Source organism: Buttiauxella sp. B2, from assembly GCF_006376615.1.
Taxonomy (GTDB): domain Bacteria; phylum Pseudomonadota; class Gammaproteobacteria; order Enterobacterales; family Enterobacteriaceae; genus Buttiauxella.
Map to the genome: position 1 here is coordinate 26,689 of NZ_VEXQ01000008.1, position 26,780 is coordinate 53,468.

20 protein-coding genes are annotated in these 26,780 nt (G+C 50.8%); 14 read left to right on the forward strand and 6 right to left on the reverse strand.

What is annotated here, in order from left to right:
• Positions 1–3 precede the first annotated feature (3 nt).
• A complete protein-coding gene (gene yfhb / locus FH968_RS11010) occupies positions 4–642 on the forward strand; it encodes a phosphatidylglycerophosphatase C (protein WP_139879352.1) in 639 nt (212 codons plus the stop codon).
• 97 nt (positions 643–739) lie between these two features.
• A complete protein-coding gene (gene tadA, locus FH968_RS11015) occupies positions 740–1,210 on the forward strand; it encodes a tRNA adenosine(34) deaminase TadA (protein WP_370451496.1) in 471 nt (156 codons plus the stop codon).
• Here tadA and mltF read toward each other — a convergent pair.
• Positions 1,095–2,651, reverse strand: a complete 1,557-nt coding sequence (gene mltF, locus FH968_RS11020; protein ID WP_139879359.1) for a membrane-bound lytic murein transglycosylase MltF — start codon at positions 2,649–2,651, stop codon at positions 1,095–1,097. The genes tadA and mltF overlap by 116 nt on opposite strands.
• A gap of 270 nt (positions 2,652–2,921) precedes the next feature.
• Here mltF and purL point away from each other — a divergent pair, with 270 nt between their 5' ends.
• The 5 genes from purL to glnB all read left to right on the forward strand — a co-directional run bounded on the left by purL (position 2,922) and on the right by glnB (position 11,177).
• Positions 2,922–6,812 carry a phosphoribosylformylglycinamidine synthase gene (gene purL / locus FH968_RS11025; protein WP_139879363.1) on the forward strand — a complete coding sequence of 1,297 codons (3,891 nt, stop codon included), beginning with the start codon at positions 2,922–2,924 and terminating at the stop codon, positions 6,810–6,812.
• A gap of 534 nt (positions 6,813–7,346) precedes the next feature.
• A complete protein-coding gene (locus FH968_RS11030; protein WP_139879366.1) occupies positions 7,347–8,783 on the forward strand; it encodes a HAMP domain-containing sensor histidine kinase in 1,437 nt (478 codons plus the stop codon).
• A 3-nt stretch (positions 8,784–8,786) separates the two neighbouring features.
• On the forward strand, positions 8,787–9,455 hold the full coding sequence (gene qseG / locus FH968_RS11035; RefSeq protein WP_139879370.1) for a two-component system QseEF-associated lipoprotein QseG: 669 nt from the start codon (positions 8,787–8,789) through the stop codon (positions 9,453–9,455).
• A complete protein-coding gene (glrR, locus tag FH968_RS11040; protein ID WP_139879374.1) occupies positions 9,452–10,789 on the forward strand; it encodes a two-component system response regulator GlrR in 1,338 nt (445 codons plus the stop codon). The genes qseG and glrR overlap by 4 nt, the downstream gene beginning before the upstream one ends.
• A gap of 49 nt (positions 10,790–10,838) precedes the next feature.
• Positions 10,839–11,177, forward strand: a complete 339-nt coding sequence (gene glnB / locus FH968_RS11045) for a nitrogen regulatory protein P-II (protein WP_002438074.1) — start codon at positions 10,839–10,841, stop codon at positions 11,175–11,177.
• A 91-nt stretch (positions 11,178–11,268) separates the two neighbouring features.
• Here the strand turns inward: glnB and hmpA are convergent, their stop codons facing one another.
• Complete coding sequence (gene hmpA, locus FH968_RS11050) at positions 11,269–12,459, reverse strand: NO-inducible flavohemoprotein (protein ID WP_139879378.1); 1,191 nt, start codon at positions 12,457–12,459, stop codon at positions 11,269–11,271.
• 346 nt (positions 12,460–12,805) lie between these two features.
• On the opposite strand from hmpA, the gene glyA reads away from it, so the two are divergent.
• Positions 12,806–14,059, forward strand: coding sequence for a serine hydroxymethyltransferase (glyA, locus tag FH968_RS11055; protein WP_139879381.1), 1,254 nt, complete (start codon positions 12,806–12,808; stop codon positions 14,057–14,059).
• Between the two features lie 57 nt (positions 14,060–14,116).
• Here the strand turns inward: glyA and FH968_RS11060 are convergent, their stop codons facing one another.
• The gene (locus tag FH968_RS11060) at positions 14,117–14,539 is read right to left on the reverse strand and encodes a DoxX family protein (RefSeq protein WP_139879383.1); all 423 of its coding nucleotides are present in this window, start codon (positions 14,537–14,539) and stop codon (positions 14,117–14,119) included.
• Between the two features lie 89 nt (positions 14,540–14,628).
• A complete protein-coding gene (locus FH968_RS11065; protein WP_139879386.1) occupies positions 14,629–15,822 on the reverse strand; it encodes an ROK family protein in 1,194 nt (397 codons plus the stop codon).
• A gap of 115 nt (positions 15,823–15,937) precedes the next feature.
• Here FH968_RS11065 and FH968_RS11070 point away from each other — a divergent pair, with 115 nt between their 5' ends.
• The 4 genes from FH968_RS11070 to FH968_RS11085 all read left to right on the forward strand — a co-directional run bounded on the left by FH968_RS11070 (position 15,938) and on the right by FH968_RS11085 (position 22,822).
• Positions 15,938–19,213, forward strand: a complete 3,276-nt coding sequence (locus FH968_RS11070; RefSeq protein ID WP_139879388.1) for a DUF5107 domain-containing protein — start codon at positions 15,938–15,940, stop codon at positions 19,211–19,213.
• 88 nt (positions 19,214–19,301) lie between these two features.
• Positions 19,302–20,741, forward strand: a complete 1,440-nt coding sequence (locus tag FH968_RS11075; protein WP_139879390.1) for a sugar porter family MFS transporter — start codon at positions 19,302–19,304, stop codon at positions 20,739–20,741.
• Between the two features lies 1 nt (position 20,742).
• The gene (locus tag FH968_RS11080) at positions 20,743–21,585 is read left to right on the forward strand and encodes an aldose 1-epimerase (protein ID WP_139879392.1); all 843 of its coding nucleotides are present in this window, start codon (positions 20,743–20,745) and stop codon (positions 21,583–21,585) included.
• A gap of 85 nt (positions 21,586–21,670) precedes the next feature.
• Positions 21,671–22,822: a 3-phenylpropionate MFS transporter gene (locus tag FH968_RS11085; protein ID WP_139879394.1), complete on the forward strand. Its 1,152-nt coding sequence runs from the start codon at positions 21,671–21,673 to the stop codon at positions 22,820–22,822.
• Here FH968_RS11085 and csiE read toward each other — a convergent pair.
• A complete protein-coding gene (csiE, locus tag FH968_RS11090) occupies positions 22,809–24,089 on the reverse strand; it encodes a stationary phase inducible protein CsiE (protein WP_139879396.1) in 1,281 nt (426 codons plus the stop codon). The two genes, FH968_RS11085 and csiE, sit on opposite strands and share 14 nt — an antisense overlap.
• Before the next feature lie 150 nt (positions 24,090–24,239).
• Between csiE and FH968_RS11095 the strand changes: the two genes are divergently transcribed.
• Together FH968_RS11095 and FH968_RS11100 are read left to right on the forward strand one after the other, a co-directional pair.
• Positions 24,240–24,863 carry a DUF1007 family protein gene (locus FH968_RS11095; RefSeq protein ID WP_223271310.1) on the forward strand — a complete coding sequence of 208 codons (624 nt, stop codon included), beginning with the start codon at positions 24,240–24,242 and terminating at the stop codon, positions 24,861–24,863.
• On the forward strand, positions 24,854–25,837 hold the full coding sequence (locus FH968_RS11100) for a nickel/cobalt transporter (RefSeq protein WP_139879401.1): 984 nt from the start codon (positions 24,854–24,856) through the stop codon (positions 25,835–25,837). Before FH968_RS11095 ends, FH968_RS11100 begins: the two co-directional genes overlap by 10 nt.
• Positions 25,838–25,877: 40 nt before the next feature.
• Here the strand turns inward: FH968_RS11100 and suhB are convergent, their stop codons facing one another.
• Entirely contained in the window at positions 25,878–26,681 is an 804-nt protein-coding gene (gene suhB, locus FH968_RS11105; RefSeq protein WP_139879403.1) for an inositol-1-monophosphatase, read from the reverse strand.
• Between the last annotated feature and the right edge of the window lie 99 nt (positions 26,682–26,780).

Sequence of the window (26,780 nt, forward strand, 5' to 3'; positions counted from 1 at the left end):
AGTTTGGCAACTCAGAGTGAGCGTCGGGTAGTATTTTTCGATTTAGATGGCACGTTGCATCAGCAGGATATGTTTGGCAGCTTCTTGCGCTACCTGCTTCGCCATCAACCTCTCAATCTGTTACTTGTCATTCCACTTTTGCCGGTGATAGGCGGTGCGTTGTTGATTAAAGGGCGCGCCGCTCGCTGGCCAATGAGTCTATTGCTGTGGGGGGCGACGTTTGGTCATAGCGAAACGCGCCTCAAACAACGGGAAAAGGAATTTGTCACCTGGTTCCGTGAGCGAGTTACGGCCTTTCCGGTGGTACAGCAACGTCTTACCGATTATCTGACCAGCTCAGATGCGGATGTCTGGCTTATCACCGGTTCGCCACAACCTCTTGTTCAACAAGTTTATTTCGATACTCCGTGGCTGCCTAAAGTGAAACTGATCGCCAGCCAGATTAAGCGTTCTCACGGTGGGTGGGTACTCACACTGCGCTGCCTGGGACATGAAAAGGTGTCGCAACTGGAACAGCAAATCGGCACGCCATTACAACTCTACAGTGGCTACAGCGACAGCAATCAGGACAACCCATTGCTCTATTTTTGCCAACATCGCTGGCGCGTCACGCCGCTTGGGCAGTTGCAACAGCTTGAGTAACGCCGTTTCGCATAGCTGGGTTGGTGTGTATAATGCGCCGCCAAAATGTTGCCTGGAGAGTCCCTTGTCAGAAAGTGAATTTACCCACGAACACTGGATGCGTCATGCGCTTATCCTCGCGCGTCGTGCATGGGAAGAAGGCGAAGTTCCAGTTGGTGCTGTGCTGGTGCATAACAATCAGGTGATTGGCGAAGGCTGGAATCGCCTGATTGGCCGACACGATCCGACGGCACATGCGGAAATTATGGCGCTGCGCCAGGGTGGGTTGGTGTTGCAGAACTACCGTCTGCTAGATACCACGCTTTATGTCACCCTCGAGCCTTGCGTAATGTGCGCGGGGGCGATGATTCATGGCCGTATCGGTAACCTGGTATTTGGCGCACGTGATGCCAAAACGGGTGCTATTGGTTCGCTAATGGACGTGTTGGGCCATCTTGGAATGAATCACCGGGTTAATGTGACTGAGGGCGTGTTGGCAGAAGAGTGTTCGGCAATGCTGAGTGATTTCTTTCGAGCCCGCCGTCTTGAGAAAAAGGCCCTAAAGGAAAAGGCCCGAAGCGCGGAGTAGGCAATTCAACTGGGGCGACAACGGGATAAGCCTCAGCATATTTTTCTTCTTGTGCCACCTGAGTTTCCTTTTCGAGTAAATACCCCGCAAGGCTTATGTGATATTTACGGATGTTTTCCACATACGCATAAGCCTCATGGCCGCGGGCGTAGCCATAAGTTGTTTTGCTGTAATACTGTTTTTGGCTCAGCAATGGCAGCCGCACTTTCACATCAGCCCAGCTGTCAGGATTACCTTTTTGCTTCGCGGTAAGTTGGCGAGCATCCAGCATATGGGCGTATCCCATGTTGTACGCCGTTAATGCAAACCAAATGCGTTCTTCTTCGGGCACTGTTTCAGGAACTTTCGACATCATATCTTTCAGATAACGACTTCCCCCTTCAATGCTTTGCTCCGGGTCTAACCGGTCGGATACGCCAAGACTTTGCGCTGTGTTTTTGGTCAGCATCATTAACCCACGTACACCGGTGGGTGAAGTGGCCTGGTCATCCCAGTGCGATTCCTGATACGAAATAGCGGCCAATAAACGCCAGTCTATTTCTGTGGCATATTTTTCGAATAACGGCTGTAGATTTGGTAGTACGGTATCAACCGCTTTAAGGAATGTGCGGGTATCGACATAATCGAAATCACCAACGTGGCCGAGATATTTTTCTTCCAGGCGAGCAAATGTGCCATCGCTGTTGAGTCGATTATAAAAATCGAGCAGGGCGGCGGAAAGGCTGTCGTCGCTATCTAACGCGCTAAACCACGTAACTGGCTGCTCATCCGTTACATCCAGGGCGACAGCAAGTTTTGGGTGAACGCGTTGGAACGTACTAATGGCAACGGAATCAGCAATGGTAAAAGCAATCTTCCCGTCGACAACTTGTTGCATCAACTCGGTACTGCTTTTTTGCTCATCGACTTGCCAGCTTAAATTTGGGAATTTTTGTTCTTTCAGTTTGTTCAAAGCATTAAGAGACGTTACGCCAGGTGAGAGCACTAACTGATTTTCTTTAACGTCTGCCAGAGTCCTCGGACGGAAACTTCCAATGCGATAAACCATCTGCTGGGAAACAGAATAGTATGCTGGTCCTGCCTGGTAATGTTGGCTGCGTTGCGTGTTGTAAACCAGGCCTGCTGCAATCACATCGGCTTTGTCATTATCAATATCATCGAATAGCTCCTGGATATTGGGCCGAACGGTCACTTCCAGCTTCACGCCAAGATAATCAGCAAACTGCTGGGCCAGTTCGTAATCCAGACCGATCTTCTTCCCCTGATAAACGATGTAGGTCAAAGGTGACTGAATAGTACTGACGCGCAAAATCCCCCGCGCTTGAATGGCGGCAATACGGTTTTCGGCTTGTCCGAACCAGGGAATGGAGGGCCATAGCGCCACTGCCAGCAACACGGTTACGGCACCGATAAGCAGATAATTAATTTTAAATCTTTTCAAATAGTTAATCTTCTGCGGTGCGTAGGGTTTTAGCTAACAACAGGCATCAAAAATGGAGGATCTTTAAAAAGGTGTGGCGCATTTTGCTTAACAAAACGCCACTGTGCAACTTATTCAACATTTCTGGCTAAATTTACGCCAGTGAAAACTAATCTTTTTATTTATACGCAAACGGTTTCGTCACGGCGACGGATTCTCTATAATAGCGCCCGTTTTCCCCTTGCGCCCACTGAAGCGTCCCCCTGGCGTTTCGAAGACGAGAGATCTTTGATGATGGAAATTCTGCGTGGTTCGCCCGCTTTATCGGCATTTCGTATTAACAAATTACTGGCCCGCTTGAATGATGCCAACCTTCCGGTTAGCGACATTTATGCCGAGTATGTTCACTTTGCCGATCTCGACGCGCCGCTAACGGCTGAAGAGCACGCCCGCCTGCAACGGTTGTTGAAATATGGTCCAACCCTTGCCGACCACGCCCCGACCGGCCACCTGATTCTGGTCACGCCGCGTCCTGGTACCATCTCACCCTGGTCCTCCAAAGCTACCGATATTGCTCATAATTGCGATTTGGCAAAAGTTAAGCGTCTGGAACGCGGCGTTGCGTATTACGTCACCGCGAGCCAACTGACCGACGCACAACGCCAGGAGGTCGCGGCATTGCTGCATGACCGCATGATGGAAAGCGTTTTTGGCGCGCTTGATGATGCGCAGCAATTGTTCTCCCAACATCAACCAGCACCTGTGCAAAATGTTGACCTGCTAACGCAAGGGCGCGCAGCGTTGGTGGAAGCTAACATCCGTCTGGGCCTGGCTCTGGCAGAAGATGAAATCGACTACCTACAGGATGCGTTCACTAAGCTTGGACGTAATCCGAACGACATCGAACTGTATATGTTCGCGCAGGCGAACTCTGAACACTGCCGCCATAAAATCTTTAATGCCGACTGGATTATCGACGGCGTAGAACAGCCCAAATCGCTGTTTAAAATGATTAAAAATACCTTCGAGAAAACCCCTGACTACGTGTTATCAGCCTATAAAGATAACGCCGCAGTGATGGAAGGCTCGTCAGTAGGGCGCTTCTTTGCTGACCACGACGCTGGGCGCTACGACTATCACCAGGAAGATGCGCATATCCTGATGAAAGTCGAAACCCATAACCACCCAACCGCTATCTCTCCATGGCCGGGTGCTGCGACAGGTTCCGGTGGCGAAATTCGTGATGAAGGTGCGACTGGTCGTGGTGCTAAACCAAAAGCGGGTCTTGTTGGTTTCTCCGTTTCGAACTTGCGTATCCCTGGTTTTGAACAGCCGTGGGAAGAAGATTTCGGTAAGCCAGATCGTATCGTGACTGCGCTGGATATCATGACCGACGGCCCACTGGGCGGAGCGGCATTCAACAACGAATTTGGCCGACCAGCGCTGACTGGTTACTTCCGTACTTATGAAGAGCAAGTCAATAGTCACAATGGTGTAGAGCTGCGCGGTTACCACAAGCCAATCATGCTGGCGGGCGGTATAGGTAATATTCGTGCCGATCATGTTCAGAAAGGTGAAATCACCGTTGGCGCGAAACTGATAGTCCTCGGCGGCCCATCAATGAACATTGGTCTGGGCGGTGGTGCGGCATCTTCTATGGCGTCTGGTCAGTCTGATGCCGATCTGGATTTTGCTTCCGTACAACGTGATAACCCTGAAATGGAGCGGCGTTGCCAGGAGGTTATCGACCGTTGCTGGGAGCTGGGTGACGCTAACCCAATCCTGTTTATTCACGATGTGGGCGCTGGTGGTCTTTCCAACGCGATGCCAGAACTGGTTAGCGACGGTGGTCGTGGCGGACGCTTCGATCTGCGTAAAATTCTGAATGACGAACCAGGCATGAGTCCGCTGGAAGTATGGTGTAACGAATCCCAGGAGCGTTACGTTCTTGCGGTATCACCAGACCAACTGCCGTTGTTTGACGAACTCTGCCGCCGCGAGCGCGCGCCATATGCCGTCATCGGTGAAGCTACCGAAGAAAAACATCTGACGCTTAGTGACAGCCATTTCGACAACCAACCGATTGATATGCCGTTGGACGTTCTGCTCGGCAAAACACCGAAAATGGAACGTAACGTTGAAACCCTGAAAGCGAAAGGTGATGCGCTAGATTGCCGTAGCATTACGATTGCTGATGCGGTAAACCGCGTGTTGCATTTACCCACCGTTGCGGAAAAAACATTTCTTGTGACCATCGGTGACCGTTCGGTTACCGGCATGGTTGCCCGCGACCAAATGGTTGGGCCGTGGCAGATCCCGGTAGCTAACTGTGCGGTAACCACCGCAAGCCTTGATAGCTATTACGGCGAAGCGATGTCCCTCGGTGAGCGTGCGCCTGTCGCACTGCTGGACTTTGCTGCATCAGGTCGTCTGGCTGTCGGTGAAGCGCTTACTAACATTGCAGCGACGCAAATCGGTGCACTGAACCGCATTAAACTCTCGGCGAACTGGATGTCTGCAGCCGGTCACCCAGGTGAAGACGCAGGTCTTTATGAAGCGGTGAAAGCAGTAGGTGAAGAACTTTGCCCAACGCTTGGTCTGACTATTCCGGTGGGCAAAGACTCTATGTCGATGAAAACCCGCTGGCAGGAAGGCACTGAACAGCGTGAGATGACTTCTCCGCTATCACTGGTAATCACTGCATTTGCTCGTGTAGAAGACGTTCGCCGTACTGTTACGCCGCAACTACGCACCGAAGAAGATAACGCCTTGTTGCTTATTGATTTGGGCGCAGGCCACAACGCACTGGGGGCCACCGCGTTGTCTCAAGTTTATCGCCAACTGGGTGACAAACCTGCTGATGTGCGCAGCGCTGAACAGCTTAAAGGATTCTTTAATGCGATTCAGGCACTGGTAGCCGAGCAAAAACTGCAGGCCTACCATGACCGTTCCGATGGTGGTTTGTTGGTGACGTTGGCAGAGATGGCGTTCGCCGGTCACTGTGGTGTGGAGGCGGATATTGCAACGCTGGGTAACGATCATCTGGCAGCGCTGTTTAACGAAGAGTTGGGTGCAGTGATTCAGGTGAGAGCGGCGGATCGTGCAGCGGTTGAGAAAACGATGGCAGACCACGGCCTGGCCGATTGCGTTCACTTCCTCGGTAAGGCTGTACCCGGTGACCGTTTCACTCTGGCTTCTGATGGCCACGCGGTGTTTAGCGAAAGCCGCACCACGCTTCGCATGTGGTGGGCGGAAACAACCTGGCAGATGCAGCGCCTGCGCGACAATCCAGACTGTGCCGATCAAGAGCATCAAGCGAAAGCCAATGACAACGATCCTGGTCTGAACGTTAAACTGAGTTTCGATATTAAAGAAGATATTGCGGCACCGTTTATCGCCAAAGGTGCACGCCCTCAAGTTGCCGTACTGCGCGAGCAGGGCGTTAACTCCCACATTGAAATGGCAGCTGCTTTCCACCGTGCGGGCTTCGATGCTATCGACGTTCATATGAGTGATTTGCTGGCTGGTCGTCGCGGTCTGGAAGATTTCCAGGCGCTGGTGGCGTGTGGTGGCTTCTCTTACGGCGACGTACTGGGCGCGGGTGAAGGCTGGGCTAAGTCCATTCTCTTTAACTCACGCGTGCGTGACGAGTTCGAAACCTTCTTCCACCGTCCGCAAACCCTGGCATTGGGCGTGTGTAACGGTTGCCAGATGATGTCGAACCTGCGTGAATTGGTTCCGGGCAGTGACCTGTGGCCACGCTTTGTGCGCAACCATTCAGATCGTTTTGAAGCACGTTTCAGTTTGGTTGAAGTCACTTCAAGCCCGTCGTTGTTGCTGCAAGGTATGGTCGGTTCGCATATGCCAATCGCCGTTTCTCATGGTGAAGGGCATGTTGAAGTACGCGATGCCGCACATCTGGCTGCACTTGAAAGTAAAGGGTTGGTGGCGCTGCGCTTTATCGATAACTTCGGCAAAGTCACGCAAGACTACCCTGCAAACCCGAACGGCTCTCCAAACGGGATTACTGCGGTAACCAACGAAAGCGGGCGAGTTACGATTATGATGCCGCACCCAGAGCGTGTGTTCCGCACCGTCAGCAATTCCTGGCACCCGGAAGAGTGGGGCGAGGATAGCCCATGGATGCGTATTTTCCGTAATGCGCGTAAGCAACTCGGTTAAGCTCATACGCAATCCCTGCTTCGGCAGGGATTTTTTTGTCACCCATTCCCGACATTACACATTTTTGCCTGTCTCAAATAGGAGACATTTAACACATTGAATTTTAATTAATTTAAATTAACTCTTTCATTGTGTTGCTAATAGGCGACATTTTCGATGAAAAGTGAATAGGTTGTTGAAAGAGAAATAATATAAATAAACATAATAGAAACAATTATGTAAATTATTATTGGTAGAAATGGCACATATAATGCATAATACTGCGCAGTGGCTCATTCACCATCCTATGTCAGTCCCCGAAAGGGCAGTGCTACATAGACTTCGAATGACGCACACCAGGTGCCTGCCGTCCACCTTTTGATTATTGTCAGTCTCGTACTGCTTTATCATGCTCCGGGCGAAACGTTGAGTAAGGCACCGCCTGATTCCAGAACAAAGGCAGAGATTATTCTCTGCCTTTGTTGTTTCTGAGCTTCCAGACTTTAAACTCCCGCCGATCCCCGCTAGCATCATGTCATACAGCCAATGAATGAGATGAAGCTATTGAACCAGTGGCATTTTTTCCCACGATCCTTACGCCAGCTTGTCATGATGGCCTTTTTGCTGGTGTTGGTTCCTCTATTAGTTCTGGCATGGCAAGCTTGGCAAAGCCTTAATGCGCTTAGCGATCAGGCTGCGTTGACTAACCGCACTACGCTTGTCGATGCGCGTCGCAGTGAAGCCATGACGAACGTGGCGCTGGAAATGGAACGAAGTTACCGCCAGTACTGTGTGCTTGATGATGCAACACTTGCGACTGTTTATCAGGGGCAGCGTAAACGCTACGCTCAGATGCTCGAAGCTCATGCGGGCGTTTTGCCCGACAATCATCTTTATCATGCCTTACGCCAGTCGCTAAACGATCTCGCCGAAATACAGTGCAAAAATAGTGGGCCAGATACTGCCTCCGCTGCACATCTTGAAACGTTCGCCACGGCAAATGCTGAAATGGTGCAGGCGACCCGTGCGGTGGTATTTTCCCGAGGGCAGCAACTTCAGCAAGAAATTGCCGAGCGCGGGCAGTTCTTTGGCTGGCAAGCGTTGGTATTATTCCTGTTGAGCGTTGCACTTGTGATTATCTTCACACGCATGATTATCGGCCCGGTAAAGGGCATCGAACAAATGATTAACTTGCTCGGCGAAGGGCATTCCCTGGGCAATGCCGTACTGTTTAAAGGGCCGCGCGAATTGCGTTCAGTAGGGCAGCGGATTGTCTGGCTAAGCGAGCGCCTTTCCTGGCTTGAATCCCAGCGACATGAGTTTTTACGCCATATCTCCCACGAATTAAAAACCCCGCTTGCTAGCATGCGTGAAGGTACTGAACTGCTAGCCGATCAGGTCGTCGGGCCGCTGACTAACGACCAAAAAGAAGTGGTGGAAATTCTTGATAACAGTAGCCGTCACTTACAAAAATTGATTGAACAATTATTGGATTACAACCGCAAACTTGCCGATGTCCCAGTCGAGTTGGAAAAAGTTGAGCTGGCACCGTTAGTGGATGTGATTATCGCCGCTCACAGTTTGCCAGCACGGGCTAAAATGATGCGTACCGAATGTGATTTCAGCCCAGTACCTTGCCTTGCAGAACCTATGTTGTTAATGAGCGTGCTGGATAATCTCTATTCCAATGCGGTGCACTATGGGTCTGAATCCGGTACCATTTATCTACGAAGCTCACAGGTAGGGAATACGCTCCATATTGATGTAGGTAACACGGGCGACCCTATTCCGTCTGCGGAACGAGAGATGATATTTGAACCTTTTTATCAGGGAAGTCGCCAGCGTAAAGGTGCAGTTAAAGGTAGTGGCTTGGGGTTGAGTATTGCCCAGGATTGTATTCGCCGAATGCATGGTGAATTGCACCTGATTGACGATGAAACGGCGGATGTTTGCTTCCGTATTGAATTGCCTGTTTTTCCCGAGAATGAATAAATAATGAAAGCGACTATTTTTCGCCCGATATCAGCATTGTTACTGCCGTTGTTGCTGGCGAGCTGTGTTCAGAGCACAGTGGCCCAAAACATAAAACACCCACAGCCAATAGAAGAACCTGAACAAAAACTGGCCGATTATATGTCGACAGATTGCGAAGACATCTGGCAAAACCAGAATTACGAGTCCATGAAAAACCCGCTTTATTGGCTGCGGGCTATGGATTGTGCCGAACGTTTAGCACCTATTCAGGCTCGAGCGGAAGCGCGTCGCTGGCCTTCTGATAGCTGGCGTGACACCTTTAAACGCGGCATTTTGCTGGCAAATGCCAAAATTACGCCTACTGAGCGTCGTCGTTACATGACTAAACTGGATGCGATGACCGCTGAAGTTCCTGCGCAGGTGCGCTCGTTATTCCAGGTCTGGCGCGATGGGCAAGCTTCACTGCTGGCACTTTCGGACGAACGTACGCGTTACAGCAAGCTCCAGCAATCCACCGATAGCGAACTGGATACGCTACGTGAGCAGCAGCAACGGCTCCGAAGTCAGTTAAGCTTGACCACTCGAAAACTGGAAAACCTCACGGATATTGAACGACAGCTCTCTAGCCGTAAACCGGTCAGTACCGAATTGCCGGACAATACCAAACCCGCGCCGGAGGCAAAACCATGACACAGCGTAAACCTGCCAGATTACTGCTGGTTGACGACGATCCTGGTTTGCTCAAACTTCTTGGGATGCGCCTGACCAGTGAAGGCTACACCGTCACTACCGCTGAAAGTGGTGCCGAAGGGCTGCGTCTATTGGGGCGAGAAAAAATAGATCTGGTGATTAGTGACCTGCGAATGGACGAGATGGATGGTATGGCGCTGTTTGCCGAAATCCAGAAAGTACTGCCGGGAATGCCGGTAATCATACTCACCGCTCATGGTTCAATTCCCGACGCTGTTGCCGCAACGCAACAGGGTGTATTTAGCTTTCTAACCAAGCCTGTTGATAAAGACGCGCTTTATAAAGCCATTGACGATGCGCTGGTGCACTCGGTTATCGCCGGGGACGACATGTGGCGCGATACCATCGTCACGCGTAGCCCGATTATGCAACGTTTGCTGGATCAAGCGCGCATGGTGGCGCAGTCAGATGTTAGCGTGTTAATTCATGGGCAAAGTGGTACTGGCAAAGAGATCCTTGCTCAAGCCATTCACAACGCCAGCCCGCGCAGCAAAAAAGCGTTTATCGCTATTAACTGTGGTGCGCTGCCGGAGCAGTTGCTGGAGTCCGAACTGTTTGGTCATTCGCGCGGCGCCTTCACGGGGGCGGTGAGTAGCAGGGAAGGGTTGTTCCAGGCCGCGGAAGGTGGAACATTATTCCTTGATGAAATTGGCGATATGCCAATCCCGTTGCAAGTCAAACTGTTGCGTGTCCTGCAGGAACGCAAAGTGCGCCCGCTAGGCAGCAACCGCGACCTCGACATCGACGTGCGTATTCTCTCGGCCACCCACCGCGATTTACCCAAAGCGATGGAACGGGGCGAATTTCGTGAAGACTTGTTCTACCGCCTGAATGTGGTGAGCCTCAAGATCCCGGCGCTGCAAGAACGAGCTGAAGATGTCCCTTTGTTGGCGAATCATCTGTTACGCCAATCAGCCGATCGCCATAAACCGTTTGTACGCAGTTTTTCGACGGATGCCATGACGCGTCTGATGGCGGCAAGCTGGCCTGGCAACGTGCGCCAATTGGTCAACGTAATTGAACAGTGTGTTGCACTGACTTCTGCCCCGGTTATCAGCGAAGCGCTGGTTCAACAGGCGTTGGAAGGAGAAAACACCGCGCTACCGACTTTTGTCGAGGCACGTAATCAGTTTGAGCTAAATTACCTGCGAAAATTGCTGCAAATGACCAAAGGAAATGTCACCCAAGCTGCACGTGTAGCGGGGCGTAACCGTACCGAATTCTACAAATTACTCTCAAGGCATGAGCTCGATGCCAATGACTTTAAAGAGTAGTCTGTGGTAGGTTGAACCATTGATGAAGTGCGGAAAGATAGAGAGAACTATGAAAAAAATTGATGCGATTATTAAACCTTTCAAATTGGATGATGTACGCGAAGCGCTGGCAGAGGTTGGCATCACCGGCATGACGGTAACGGAAGTTAAAGGTTTCGGTCGCCAAAAAGGTCACACCGAACTGTACCGTGGTGCTGAGTACATGGTGGATTTTCTGCCAAAAGTAAAAATTGAAATTGTGGTCACCGACGATATCGTCGATACCTGTGTAGACACCATCATTCGCACCGCGCAAACCGGTAAAATCGGCGATGGTAAAATCTTTGTCTTTGACGTAGCGCGTGTGGTGCGTATCCGTACCGGCGAAGAAGACGACGCAGCGATTTGATTTTATACCCTCAACCTTACGGGCGAGGGTGAAATCAACTCGGCTCCAGCTCCCTCGCCCCTTCGGGGAGAGGGTTAGGGTGAGGAGAAAATTACATCACCTTATGCGGACCAAAGCACTCGTAATGAATCCTGTCCTGCTCAATACCCAACTTCACTAGCTGTTCCGCCGCAAAACGCATAAAACTCACTGGGCCGCACAGATAAAACTGCATATCTGGCGCGCTGATTTTGCTTTCCAGCGCCACCAAATCTATCAAACCTTCACTATCAAATTTTGCCTGTGCATGGCAGCTTTCGCTCGGTGTGCGATACCAGACATGACGCTCAAAGCACGCTAACTGTTCACCCAACTGATTCACTTCATCGGCAAATGCATGCACATCGCTGTGTTCGGCTGCATGGAACCAGTTAACCTGGGCCTGATGGGCATTTTTCGCCAATGTATCAAGCATTGCCAGCATGGGTGTCTGGCCAACGCCTGCTGAAATCAGCGTAACTGGAGTCTGGGTGGCAACATCCATAAAGAAATCACCTGCTGGCGCGGCAAGATGCACTTCATCACCGACTTGCGCATGGTTGTGCAGCCAGCTTGAAACCTGGCCCAAATCTTCGCGTTTAACCGCTATGCGATAGCTTTTGGCATCTGGCTTGCGGGTCAATGAGTACTGGCGAATCTCCTGATGTGGGAAACCTTCTGGCTTCAACCACACACCAATGTATTGGCCGGGCTGATAATCAGCTACGGGTTTGCCATCCACAGGTTCAAATTCAAAGCTGGTGATAAGTGTGCTTTGCGGCTCTTTTGCCACAATTCGGAATGCACGAGTTCCTTCCCAACCACCCGTTTTAACCGCGTTGCTTTGGTAGATTTCAGCTTCGCGATTGATAAACACGCCAGCCAGCACGCCGTAAGCTTTACCCCAGGCATTCAGTACTTCCTGGCCCGGGCTGAACATTTCATCCAGCGTCGCCAACAAATGGCCACCAACAATGTCGTACTGCTCAGGTTTGATCTGGAAGCTAGTGTGCTTCTGTGCGATTTTTTCAACAGCAGGCAACAGCGCCGCCAGATTTTCGATATTGGTGGCGTACGCACAGATAGCATTAAACAACGCTTCACGTTGATCGCCATTGCGCTGGTTGCTCATATTAAAGATCTCTTTTAGCTCAGGATTATGGCTAAACATACGATCATAAAAATGCGCGGTAAGTTTTGGACCAGTGGCGGTAAGTAGGGGAATGGTGGATTTCACAACGGCGATGGTTTGTGCATCAAGCATGGTATAGCTCCTGATTTCTGGCATGTAGAGTTAATGTTGTATTTTAAATGCATCTTATAAAATAATCAGATTAAAAAAAAGAACTACATTGTAAATGGATACTCACGGGGTCGACATGGGTCACAGAACATGAATTTTCTGCATGTTGGTGATGAATTAATATCCGTTGAAATAGCTAACAACTTTTGCCTTCAAACCCTTGCAGGGCGCCAAGCCAATCGTTTGCGTAAAAACCTCTGTCAAGACCTATCACCCAATACCGATTCGGTTTACACTGTTGCCCGTTGTTTGAGAGAGCCCTCAAAGCTGTTCGAATTTTTACTGTTAGCTGAGTCTGGAGATGCGAATGTTAAAACGTGAAATGAACATTGCCGATTATGATGCCCAACTGTGGCAGGCTATGGAGCAAGAAAAAGTACGTCAGGAAGAGCACATTGAACTGATCGCCTCCGAAAACTACACCAGCCCGCGTGTGATGCAGGCTCAGGGTTCTCAGTTAACCAACAAGTACGCTGAAGGCTACCCAGGCAAACGTTACTATGGCGGTTGCGAATACGTTGACGTGGTTGAGCAACTGGCAATCGACCGTGCAAAAGAGCTGTTTGGCGCTGATTACGCAAACGTACAGCCGCACTCCGGTTCTCAGGCTAACTTCGCGGTATACACCACTTTGCTGGAACCAGGCGATACCGTTCTGGGTATGAACCTGGCACACGGCGGCCACCTGACTCACGGCTCCCCGGTAAACTTCTCCGGTAAGCTGTACAACATCGTTCCTTACGGTATCGATGAAACAGGCCACATTGACTACGTAGACCTGGAAAAACAAGCAAAAGAACACAAACCGAAAATGATTATCGGTGGTTTCTCCGCTTACTCCGGTGTAGTTGACTGGGCAAAAATGCGTGAAATCGCAGACATGGTTGGCGCATATCTGTTCGTTGATATGGCGCACGTTGCGGGTCTTATTGCAGCAGACGTCTACCCCAACCCAGTTCCACATGCGCACGTTGTTACGACGACCACACATAAAACACTGGCAGGCCCGCGCGGTGGTTTAATCCTCGCAAAAGGCGGCAGCGAAGAGCTGTATAAGAAACTGAACTCCGCTGTATTCCCTGGCGCGCAGGGCGGCCCACTGATGCACGTCATCGCGGGTAAAGCTGTTGCGTTGAAAGAAGCTATGGAGCCTGAGTTCAAAACTTATCAGCAGCAAGTAGCTAAGAACGCAAAAGCTATGGTTGCTGTGTTCCTTGAGCGCGGTTACAAAGTCGTTTCTGGCGGTACGGATAACCATCTGTTCCTGCTGGATCTGGTTGATAAAAACCTGACCGGTAAAGAAGCTGATGCAGCTCTTGGCCGTGCAAACATCACCGTGAACAAAAACAGCGTGCCAAACGATCCTAAGAGCCCGTTTGTGACCTCCGGTATCCGTATCGGTACACCAGCAGTCACTCGCCGTGGCTTCACTGAAGCCGATGTTCGCGAGCTGGCTGGCTGGATGTGTGATGTGTTAGATAGCATCAATGATGAAGCGGTTATCGAACGTACCAAACAGAAAGTTCTGGATATCTGCGCCCGCTTGCCGGTTTACGCATAAGACTGCTCAGTATGAAAAAGGCCGCGAAAGCGGCCTTTTTTTATGGCAAAAATGAGCTCAACGTTTATCGAGTGAAATACTGCCCGGGCCGACAATTGCTAGTAGCAAAAAGGCGGCGGCAATGCTGATGTTTTTATAGAAATTAATCATGTTGGGTACCACCGCATCGCCGCTCATATTCCAGTAATGGTGGCCAATCACTGCGGTACCTAAGGTGTAGAAAATAAAGAGTATGGCCAGCGGACGAGTGAAGAAGCCGAGCACAATCAGAATGGCGGCAACAATTTCCATCAGTACGGCAATAATTGCAGCCACCATCGGCAGCGGCGCGCCAAGGGTTGCCATGTACTGTACCGTTCCGTCAAAACCGGTCATTTTCGGATAGCCAAAAATAATAAACAGCAGCACGAGGGCTATTCGGGCAATCAGCAGCATCAGAGGGCGCGACTGACCAAAATCGAAATAGCGTAATGTGTTCATATCGGTCTCAATTTGTGAGGAGGTTCAAATTAACCGTAATACACAACCACAAACTGCGCCAGAAACAGCGGCTTAATAAAACCTCCCGCTTAGCCGGTCAGCGCTTCCTCGACGTATAAATAGCCAATGCCCATCACCTGCTGCGCACGGGTAAGCTGCCCGAAATCGATCTGCGTGGCGTTCATTTTGAGTGTGTCTCCGTGATCAAAGGGATTAAAACCAATCTGCCGGTTAATAGTCGCCAACCAGCTATCCCCAAACCCGCAGCTTCTACCGTAAAACCAAATCTGGTTGATATTCAGGATATTGAGAAAATTATACAGACTCAGGCCAATGGCGTTTGCCGCGCTGTCTACCCAGCGGCGAACCTGTTCGTCACCTTCGTGCCAGGCATTGATAAGTTGCGTGGAGGTTACTGAGTCGGGGTTCAGCTTCGGTGCGTCCGGCTGGGATTTAAGCCAGATGCGCGCCTGCTTTTTCAGCGCCGTCAGCGAGGCCACGGTTTCCAAACATCCGTAACGCCCGCAATCGCACGCCATCCCGTCAGGGTTCACAATTGTGTGGCCGATTTGTCCGCTACCGTAGAGACTGCCGCGATAAATCTGCCCGTTTATCACAAACGATGAACCAATCCCGTAATCGACGTTTATCACACAGAAGTCCTGGCGATTAGCCGGGTTCTGCCATTTTTCCGCCAACGCCAGCATCACACAGTCGTTATCTACGCGCACTGTCACGCCGAGTTTTTCTTCCAGGAGATATTTGATTTCTACCGGCTCGCGCCACGGTGCTTGCGGCATAGTTTGCGATACACCGGTAACCGGATTGACTTGCCCGTGAATACCCAATGCGAGGTTAATGGTTTTCTTCGGCCATGTTTTGCGTTGGTTGCGCCAGATATTTTCAATAGCGGCCAGCAATGCTTGCGGTGTGGAGGCATTCACTTGAATACGTTCAAATTCCCCTTTGGGTGAAAGCTGCGCGTCGCAAAGTTGGCTTTCAATGCTGGTGGGGGTGACATTCATGCAAAGAATAAAATCGCCGTCTGGCGGAATTTGATAACTGCCACTGTTAATACCGCGGTTACTGAGATTCTCACTGGAATGGCTTAATTTGCCATCGCCCACTAACTCTTCGAGGATCTTGCTAACTGCTGGAATCGAAAGGCCAGTGAACTGAGAAAACTGCGATTTGCTTAGCTGCTTATGCTGCCACACCAGCTTCATAATCGTCTGGCGATTGAGTTGTCGTACTCGTTGGTTATTCAGCCCTGAATTATACATTTCACTAAACTCCGTTAACTTTATTGTGTGAGCATTAAGCGCTCTAAGCCGTAATGAGTTCTCTACACTGCAAACATAACGTATTTCACTGTTGTTTGTTTACTGGAGAAGCGAAATGTACGGAGCCGTTAACGTCTGGCAAGAGACGATTGCTTTACCCACCTGGGCTACAGGTGCAGAAGACCCGAACCCAATGTTTTTGGAAAATCGTGTTTATCAGGGTTCTTCCGGTGCCGTTTATCCATACGGCGTGATAGATACTCTCACCGGCAAGCGCGAGATGCGTGATTACAAAGCGGTGTGGATTGAAAACGATTTTATCCGCGTGATGTTGCTCCCTGAATTGGGCGGACGTATCCATCGTGCGTATGACAAAGTGATGGAACGTGATTTCGTGTACTACAACGAAGTCGTGAAACCGGCGCTGGTGGGTTTGGTCGGGCCGTGGATTTCCGGCGGTATAGAATTTAACTGGCCGCAGCACCATCGCCCGACCACCTTCATGCCGGTGGACGTGGCTTTCCAGAAACATGACAACGGTGCGCAAACCGTATGGCTTGGCGAAGTTGAACCGATGCGTGGCTTGCAGGTCATGACCGGATTCACGCTTTACCCGGAAAAAGCACTGATCGAAATCACCGGCAAAGTGTTCAACGGTAATGCGACACCACGCCACTTCTTGTGGTGGGCGAATCCGGCGGTGAAAGGTGGCGATGATCACCAAAGTGTATTCCCACCAGATGTCACAGCGGTATTCGACCATGGGAAACGTGACGTTTCTGCCTTCCCGATTGCCCACGGAACCTACTACAAAGTCGACTACTCCGCAGGCGTCGATATCTCGCGTTACAAAAACATCCCGGTGCCAACATCGTATATGGCGGATAAATCAGATTACGATTTTGTCGGCGCTTACCATCACGGCGAACAGGGCGGTTTACTGCACATTGCCGATCATCACGTTTCCCCAGGTAAGAAACAGTGGACGTGGGGAAACTGCGATTTCGGACTGGCGTGGGACCGCAATCTGACTGATGAAAACGGCCCATATATCGAACTAATGACCGGTGTGTTTACCGATAATCAGCCAGATTTCACCTGGATTGCACCCTACGAAGAGAAAGTCTTCGTACAGAACTTCCTTCCGTACAGCCAGCTTGGCACTTTGCAAAATGCCAACACTCAGGCGGCGATGAAACTGGAGCGTCACAACGGTGAATTGCACCTTGGCGTGTACGCCATCGCACCGCTTTCTGAAACCACACTTGAAATTCAAGCCGAAGGGAACACGCTCTGGCAGAGACCGCTTTCATTGCAACCGGCGCAGGCGTGGCAGGAAACTCTCAACGAAAACTGGCCGCAGCGGCTGACGCTGAATCTGCGTGATGCTCAGGGCAATCTCATTCTCAGCTACTGCGAACATATTCCGGCTGATTTGCCCCTGCCGCAGCCTGCAAGCGTACCTGCTAAACCGCAGGAAATCGCGAATTGCGATGAGCTTTATTTTATCGGCCAGCATCTTGAGCAATACCTGCATGCCAGCCGCTCGGCCTTTGATTACTACCAGCGTGCGCTGGAATTAGATCCACAAGATTACCGCTGCAATGTGGCACTCGGCCGGCTTGAATTTAACCGTGGCAATTGGGTGTTAGCCGAACAGCATGCTGATGGCGCACTGAAACGGGCCCATCGTCTGAATAAGAATCCGCAAAACGGCGATGCCAGCATGTTGCGCGGTGCGGCAAAAGAAAAGCAGGGCGAATTCGATGCTGCGTTTGATGATTACTTCAAAGCGAGCTGGAGCGGTAACTGCCGTGATGCTGCGTTCTACGCACTGGCGCGCCTGGCATTACGCAAAGGCGATGCAACTCAGGCGCTGGTATTTGTGACTCAAAGCCTGAAATTCAACGCCAGCAATAACCTGGCGATGGGGCTAAAAGCGCTGGTTCTGCATCAAACAGGCTCGTCACAAAAGGCACTTACCTGGATTGCGCAACAGCTTGAGGAGTACCCACTGAGTTACGTTCTGCACTACGCCCGCTGGGCTATTACGCAAAACGAAACTGACCGAGCCGAACTGTTACGCGTCACCGGACAGCGCGGTGTGAATGCCAGTGTGCTGGCGGGATGGCTGGTGAGTATCGGCTGTGAATCGGCGGCGAAAGAGATGCTGAACGTTCTGGATTCACAAGAAGCGATGCCGCTTTTATGGCGAGCGGCTCTGGAAACTAACCGCGTTCAGCAACAGGCTTTTGTACAACTGGCTCAGGAGAATTTTGCCCGTAAAGTACGCTTCCCGAACACACTTGATGAAGTACAAATGCTGCAAAACCTACCTCTTGATGGTTTTGCTCAGTATCTGTTGGGCTGTTTCTGGTACAGCAAACGCCGTTATAACGAAGCGGTTGCGTGCTGGAAATTTACCGCAGGGCAGCTACCTGAGTTTGGTGCAGTGCAGCGCGTACTGGGGATCCATGCCTGGAACAAAAAACATGATGTCCAGCTTGCAGAACAGTATCTGCAACGCGCGGTTGAACTTGAGCCGGACAACGCTCGCTTCCTGTTTGAACTCGATTTCCTGCAAAAGCTTAATGGTCGTTCCACCGTGCAGCGGCTGGCAAACCTTGCCGCACGCCGTGACGTAGTGCTTAAACGCGATGATCTCACTGCTGAATTATTGAGTTTGTGGAACATTCACGGTGATACCGAGGCCGCGGCACAGGTGCTGGCGCAACGTAAATTCCATCCATGGGAAGGCGGCGAGGGCAAAGTCACCGGGCAGTATCTGATTAACCTGCAACGCCGGGCGCTGGAATGCATTGCTGATAAACAGTTTGGTAAGGCGGAGGAGTTACTTCAGCAGGCACTGAGCTACCCGGAAAACCTCGGTGAAGGGCGCTTAGTCGGTCAGAGTGATAACGATATCTGGTATTTGCTCGGCTGGTGTGCTCAACAACAGCAACAGCCTGAACGTGCACAGCAGTATTTCGATCGCGCACTGGAAGGTGGGTCCACGCTCGAAGCTGGACGTTACTACAACGACCAGCCCGTTGATTACCTGTTTTACCAGGCAATGGCGTTGGTGCGTACAGGCGAAAAAGCGCAAGCACAGCAGCAATTTCGTCGCTTTATTACCTGGGCTGACGCGCACTTCAATCACCTGTCCGAACCTGATTTCTTTGCCGTCTCATTGCCGGATTTGGTGGCGCTGGATGCCGATCGTCAATCAGCGCATCAACAGCATTGCCTGTTTGTCGCAGCTCTTGGGCATTTGGGACTTGAAGAATATCCCGAGTTTGAAGCAGCACTCAAAGCCTTACTTTCACAAAATCCTGCTCACGACAAAGCGCATCTGTTGCAACTGGCAATGCAGCGCGGCATCTTTGCCTGAGCAGTGAAATAACAATAAACGGCGGGTGGTAAATTGAATTTTGCGCACCCGCCCCTCTGTATCTCTACAATACGAATGAGGAATTACAATGAACACTGCGCAGACACAATTACGTATGGGGTATATCTGGACTATCTGTCTGGTGGCCGCCTGCGGAGGTTTGCTATTTGGTTATGACTGGGTAGTTATTGGCGGAGCGAAACCGTTCTATGAAGCCTATTTTTCGATTACCGATCCCGCCCAATCCGGTTGGGCGATGAGCTCAGCCCTGGTCGGCTGTATTTTTGGTGCGTTGATTTCCGGTTGGTGTGCGGACAAATTCGGGCGTAAAACACCGTTGATCATGTCAGCGATATTGTTTACTGCTTCCGCCTGGGGTACGGCGATGGCCAGCAATTTCGACATGTTTGTGGTTTATCGCATCGTGGGTGGCGTGGGGATTGGCCTTGCATCGGCGTTAAGCCCGATGTATATCGCGGAAGTTAGCCCTGCGGAAAAACGCGGTAAGTTTGTTGCCATCAACCAGCTAACCATTGTGATTGGCGTGCTGGCGGCACAACTTATCAACCTGATGATTGCCGAACCGGTGGGGACTGCCGCTAGCATGCAGCAAATCACTGAAAGCTGGAACGGGCAGGTGGGTTGGCGCTGGATGTTTGGCGCGGAACTGGTTCCGGCTCTGGCGTTTTTAGTACTGATGTTCTTTGTTCCGGAATCTCCACGCTGGCTGGCACGTGCTGGTAAAAATGAACGTGCTCACCAGATGTTAAAGCGCATTGGTAACCAGAAATATGCCGATGACACGATGAATGACATTCTGCAAACGTTGAACAATGACACGCAAAAAGTGACCTGGAGTGCGTTGTGGCAACCGAAAGTTAAGCCGATCATTATCATTGGTATGGTGTTGGCGGTGTTCCAACAATGGTGCGGAATTAACGTGATTTTCAACTATGCGCAGGAGATTTTTGCCTCCGCCGGGTTTGATATCAACAGCACGCTGAAATCCATTGTAGCCACTGGTTTGATCAACTTAATCTTCACGCTGGCAGCGCTGCCGCTGGTAGATAAAATTGGCCGTCGCAAACTGATGCTATTTGGTGCAGCAGGGTTGACCATCATTTATGCCTTAATCGGCGCGGCATACGGCCTGGGGATTATGGGGTTGCCGGTGTTAATCCTGGTTCTGGCGGCGATTGCTATTTATGCACTGACGCTGGCACCGGTTACCTGGGTTCTGCTTTCAGAGATTTTCCCTAACCGGGTGCGCGGTCTTGCCATGTCGATGGGGACTCTGGCGCTGTGGATTGCCTGCTTCTTGCTGACATATACGTTCCCATTGTTAAACGCAAGTCTGGGTGCTGCGGGTAGCTTCCTGCTTTACGGTGTGATTTGTGCGGCGGGCTTTGTGTACGTGCGTCGTTATGTTCCTGAAACCAAAGGCGTGAGTCTGGAAGCGCTGGAAAAACGCATGGCAGAGCAGCATGGTGCGGCTGCGAAAGCACGCGCAGAAAAAGTGGCGCACTAAAATGCAAAGTTTGGTGCTCGAAAACAACCATCTGCGCTTAACCGTCGCCCCGCAAGGGGCGGCAGTTCTCAGCCTGGAATCATTAACTCATCAGCAACCGGTATTTAATGCGGGAGAAAAAGCGCAGTTCCCCATGTTACCGTTGGCAAACCGGGTCGCCGGAAATACTTTTCAACTGCACGGTGAAACCATCACATTGCCAAAAAGCCCTGTTGATGATCAGTTCTTTTTGCACGGCGACGGTTGGCTGAAAACCTGGAAGGTGGAAACGCACGATGCGCTACAGATTGTGCTCACGCTTAAAAGCCAGCATTGTTGTGGGTTTGATTATCAGGCGCGGCTGACATACCGGCTGGTAGAACAGTGTTTTATCTCTGAACTGGAGCTGACTCACCTGGGAAGTAAACCGATGGTTTACGGGCTGGGTTTTCATCCCTTTTTCCATCTCACTCCTTCCACGCTCGTGCAATTTGGTGCGACAGGATTCTGGCCTGAAGGTGCTAGCCATTTACCAAAAGAGTGGAATGGTAAGTTAACGGCGCAAACGAATTTTATTCATGCGAAAGCACCGGATAATCAGTGGTTGAACGTCGGTTATTCCGGTTGGAATGGCGTGGCAATGATTGAAACTGACGAGATGCGGGTAGAACTTAGCTGCGACACACCGTATTTGATGGTGTTTCGTATGGCTAACGAGCCGTTCATTTGCCTTGAGCCACAAAGCCATCCTGTCAACGCTCATAATATGGCTGGGCAGCCGGGATTAGTTTTACTGGGAGAAGGGGAGTCAACGCAGATGAAAATGGATATTAAAGTTAGCCAGGTTAACGATTTAGACTCGTAATTATTGTGTGTTATTAGTCTGTTAATGAAAGCTTGCAAGCCAGCCAACGCTCGGACACACTAACGCCTCCAAAACGGGAGGGATCATGGTTTTGCATTCAACGCGCTGGCTGGCGCTCAGTTATTTTACCTACTTCTTTAGCTACGGGATTTTCCTACCTTTCTGGAGTGTCTGGCTTGCCGGAGTTGGTTTACCCCCTGAAACCATTGGGTTGTTGCTGGGTGCGGGGTTAATCGCTCGTTTCCTCGGTAGTTTGCTTCTGGCCCCTCGTGTTACTGACCCTTCCCGACTTGTCTTTGCTCTACGTTTGCTCACCCTATTCACTTTGCTTTTTGCTGTTGCTTTCTGGTTTGGACAAACCGCTACCTGGCTGTTGGTTGTGATGGTCGGTTTTAACTTGTTCTTCTCACCGTTGGTGCCGCTTACCGATGCGTTGGCTGGCACCTGGCAGCGACAAATTACGATGGACTACGGGCGTGTGCGCCTGTGGGGATCGCTGGCATTTGTGATTGGCTCCGCCATGACCGGCAAGCTGGTAAGCATGTTTAGTTACCAGGCGATTCTGGTGCTGTTAAGTATTGGTGTCACGTCGATGTTAATCGGCATGATGTTGCGTCCATCGGTGATGCCACAGGGTGAGTCCCGACATAACGAAGGTGCGGGCTGGCCGGCGTGGAAGAAACTGGTACTCGGCTCCTGGCGCTTCCTTGCTTGCGTGACTTTATTACAAGGCGCGCATGCAGCTTACTACGGATTCAGCGCCATTTACTGGCAGGGCGCAGGATATTCTGCTTCGGTTGTCGGGTATCTTTGGTCGCTGGGTGTCGTCGCAGAAATTGTGATTTTTGCTTTGAGCAACAAACTGTTCCGCAACTGGAGCGCGCGCGATTTGCTGCTGCTTTCTGGCGTGACGGGGATTTTGCGCTGGAGCTTGATGGCGTGGACTACCGACTTGCCGTGGTTAATTGCCGCGCAAATACTGCACTGCGGCAGTTTCACCGTTTGCCACCTCGCGGCGATGCGTTATATCTCTGCACGTGAAGGTAACGAAGTTATCCGTTTGCAGGCTGTCTATTCAGCGGTGGCGATGGGGGGCGGTATTGCCATTATGACCATGCTCTCCGGCTACCTATACCAGCACATGCAAGGTGGGGTGTTCTGGATAATGGCTTTGGTTGCAGTTCCGGCATTGTTTATTCGACCACGACCGGTCGCTTATTGCACTAACACTCAATAATTTTGCGAATTTGCTGCTGCTGGTGATCACCCAGCGGCAGCGTAACGTGAATTAGCGGCGGAGAGTAAAGCGGTAGCGTGGTGGAGTAGGGTGTTATCACCAATATTACTTCTTTCGGCGCTCCCTCTTTTTGATAGCTGTGAATAGTCAGATGCTTAATATTGAGCGGCAGTAGTGTGAGCTCTCGTAACTGCTGTTCAATATTTTGCTCAAGTTCCATATTGTTGCCCGTGAGCAGCAAAACCTGCTTCTCGTGCAGGTCATTTTCCTGCATTAACCATGCGCCAAAGATAACCGCTACCAGACCTACTTCTTCGTCAGAAAAACGCATCTCAAAATGGCTTTCAAATTCGCTGAATGCTTCGCGTGTGGTGCGCATCAGGCGTGGATACAGACGCGTGATTTCTTCCGGTAGGCTGTTATCTATTCCAATACCGAACTGGCAGCGGTCAAGTGCCTGGGCGAGATGAATATAGAGCTGGTCGCTAAGACCTTGTTCGTCGCTAAAAGACATTCCCGCTTGTTCACGAAAACGGGCAATCATCCCGCAAATGGCTGACCGTAGGCGTAAATCCTGCGGATGATTATCACGAATAGGGTCGGGCATACGCAGTAGCTGGAATAACAGTGCAAGGAATAACTGCTCATTTTCATTGGCCGATTGCATCACACGGCGCTTCCAGTGACGGGCAATCTCAAGCGCTGCCAGAAACTCCGGGCGCATTTGAGTCCAGGCGCGTTGCCGTTCAGTAAATTCTGGTGTAATTCCTGCGTGATGCTGATGCAAACAATATTGCAAAAACAGCGTTAGAAACTGCACATCACGGCTATCAAACTGCCGCTGCAAACGACGAGCACAGAGGCTTATCAGCGCCTGTAAATTCTTCTCGTCATACAATGCGGTCAGGATCCCTTGTTGTTTAAGTTGAGTTTTAAGCGCTGGAGTAAAATGCTGCTGCACGAAGTGCGGGCAAAGACGCAATGCGCGGCGCAACCAGTGCAACAAGCACAGGCGACGATCCAGCGGCGTGCCCTCAATCCGGTAGCTGCCATCCTGTTGTGTGATAAGCCTCAGCCGGTGATAGCGCTGGATTTCATCGCCTGTGTCGGCTATATCTTGCAGGGCTTTGGTGTCATCGACCCCGTTGAGCCTGGCGAGGATCTCTGGAGTGACGGTTTGGCCCGGTAAGTAAAGCAACAAAAGCAGGTGGCAGCGACGCTGCGGACTGGAGAGTACAGATGGTGTGGGGGAGAGAAGTGTCATCATCCGCATAACCAAGTCAAAATTTATTAATGCTAAGAATAGCTAAACCTTTTGTCGCAGAGCGCCACATTTGAGCTTTTTAATTACGGAATTTTGACTGGCTCACAGAATTTTAAGCTTAAGAGAATAATGAGCAGGATAATGTGTAACAGAATGATGTTTTTCGCCTTGGGAACCGCGCTTTTTAGCCCGATGGTTTTGGCGCATCCACACAGTTTCATTACCCTTGTGACGACGGTGATGGTTGAAAACGACCAACTGACTGGTCTGAAAATGCAGTGGACGATGGATGAAATTACTTCAGCAGATCTACTGTATGACGCAGGGAATGCCAAACCTGATTCGCCGGTCTGGAAGAAATTGGCGGCAGAAGTCATGGCCAATGTGCTGGGGCAACATTATTTCACTGAATTCTGGCATAACGGCGAAAAGGTGACGTTTAATAATTTGCCACCGGAGTACGGCCTTGCGCAGTCAGGGCATCAGGCCGTCTTGAGCTTTGTATTGCCGCTTGCGCATCCGCAGCCACTAAAAGGCCAAACGTACCAATTCGCGACATTCGACCCGACCTACTTTGTTGATATGAGTTATGACCACCCCGATGACGCTAAATTACCAAAAGCATTAGCGGAACAATGCAAGATCTCGATTAAAACCCCACAGCCGACAGAAGATATGCAGGCGTTCGCCTTATCACTGGATAAAGCTGATGCACCGCCTGAGGACATGGAACTGGGTAAACAATTTTCTCAACAGGTTACGTTGCAATGTCAGTAATTTCTTCATCCAGGCCTCATTCACGGCGTTGGGTGCATTTATGGCCGTTGGTGCTCTTCCTTATAGTAAGCGGCGTTGTGCTCTATAGCCTGTGGCACTACTGGCCGCAAATCATTCTTAATAGTGCTATTTGGCAGAAATCGATTAACCAGCAAATGAGTGCATTGTTGCGTGAGGTTGCCGAAAATCCTGCACGCGCGGGATGGTCGTTACTGTCTTTTAGTTTTGTTTACGGTGTACTTCACGCGCTGGGGCCGGGACATGGAAAAGTCGTGATCACAACCTGGCTTGCGACACATCCTTCACGTTTGAAAAGCAGCCTCAAGCTGACTTTCGCCGCTTCACTGTTGCAAGGCCTGGTGGCTATTAGTCTGGTCACCGTTGTGTTGGGTATTCTGGCACTGCCTTCGCGGCAATTGCATTTGAGCAGTTTCTGGCTGGAGAAAGGCAGCTATTTGCTGGTGGGCATTTTAGGATTGATGCTGTGTGGTCGTGCCCTGCGAAATTTACAGCGCGTACTGCGCAAACCTAAGCGTTTTACCGCTTTCAAACCCCATCATGAACATCACGAAAAATGTGACTGTGGCCATCAACATTTGCCAACGGAGAAGCAGCTTGAAGCCGGAGAGGACTGGCGCGCGCGGGCGATGATTATTTTGTCCATGGGCATGCGTCCGTGTTCCGGGGCAATAATGGTGTTGTTGTTTAGCAAAGTCATCGGGGTATACGGCTGGGGAATGTTGTCGGCTTTGACAATGGCTGCGGGTACATCTATCACCATTTCCGGTCTGGCTTTTTTAGTACACGGTTTTCGCACACTGGCGGTTCGCATCAGTGGTAATCAAGCACCGGTGTTATGGCGACAAGTTACCTGGGCGACATTGGCGTTTGCGGGAGGGGGGATTTTGGTATTAGCGGCGGCGGTAATGTGGCTGAGTGCTCAACCGGTGATGCGCGGGATAAGACCTTTTTAATGTTTAATGCCTTCCCTTTATGGGAAGGCATTATCTGAGATTAACGCTTCAGCGCTTCGCTCAGTTCGTCACGCATAGTTGCAAGCATTGCTTTAACTACGCGTGGGTTACCTGCAACGATGTTGCCGCTGGTCAGGTAGTTGTGGCCGCCGGTAAAATCACAGACCAGGCTGCCGGATTCGCGTGCCAGCAATTCGCCCGCTGCAAAATCCCAAGGCTTCAGGCCAATCTCAAAGAAACCATCAACACGACCAGCTGCAACGTAAGCCAGATCCAGCGCAGCTGAACCAGTGCGACGGAAGTCTGCACACTGAGTGAACAGTTTAGCGACGATGTTGATATAAGGAGTGGCGTGTTGCTTGAGTTTGAATGGGAAGCCGGTTGCCAGAATGGTGCCGTCGAGGTCACGTGCATTGCTGCCACGCAGACGGTAACCGTTCAATTGTGCGCCTTGACCACGAACAGCAGTGAACAACTCGTTACGCATTGGGTCATAAACCACAGCAACTTCAGTGCGGCCTTTAACACGAACAGCGATAGATACCGCGAAGTGCGGCAAACGTTTGATGAAGTTAGAAGTGCCATCCAGAGGATCGATAACCCATTGCACATCCTGCTCGGTACCCGCCAGTTCGCCTGATTCTTCAGCGATAATAGTGTGTTGCGGGTAAGATTTGCGGATAACTTCGATAATTAGACGCTCGGCGTCTCTATCTACGTTAGTCACAAAATCGTTGCTCCCTTTTTGGCTCGCTTCTACAGCGTCAGGAGTTTCGTAGTTTTTGGCAATTAAATTGCCCGCCTTGCGCGCAGCTCGCACGGCGATGTTGAGCATCGGATGCATCGGTCTCTCTCTGGATGTTAAAGAACGGGAAAACGCGGCGGAGTATAGCAGAGCGTTCGGAATATGTCCCAAGGTTATGATAGGATATCGCGATAATCT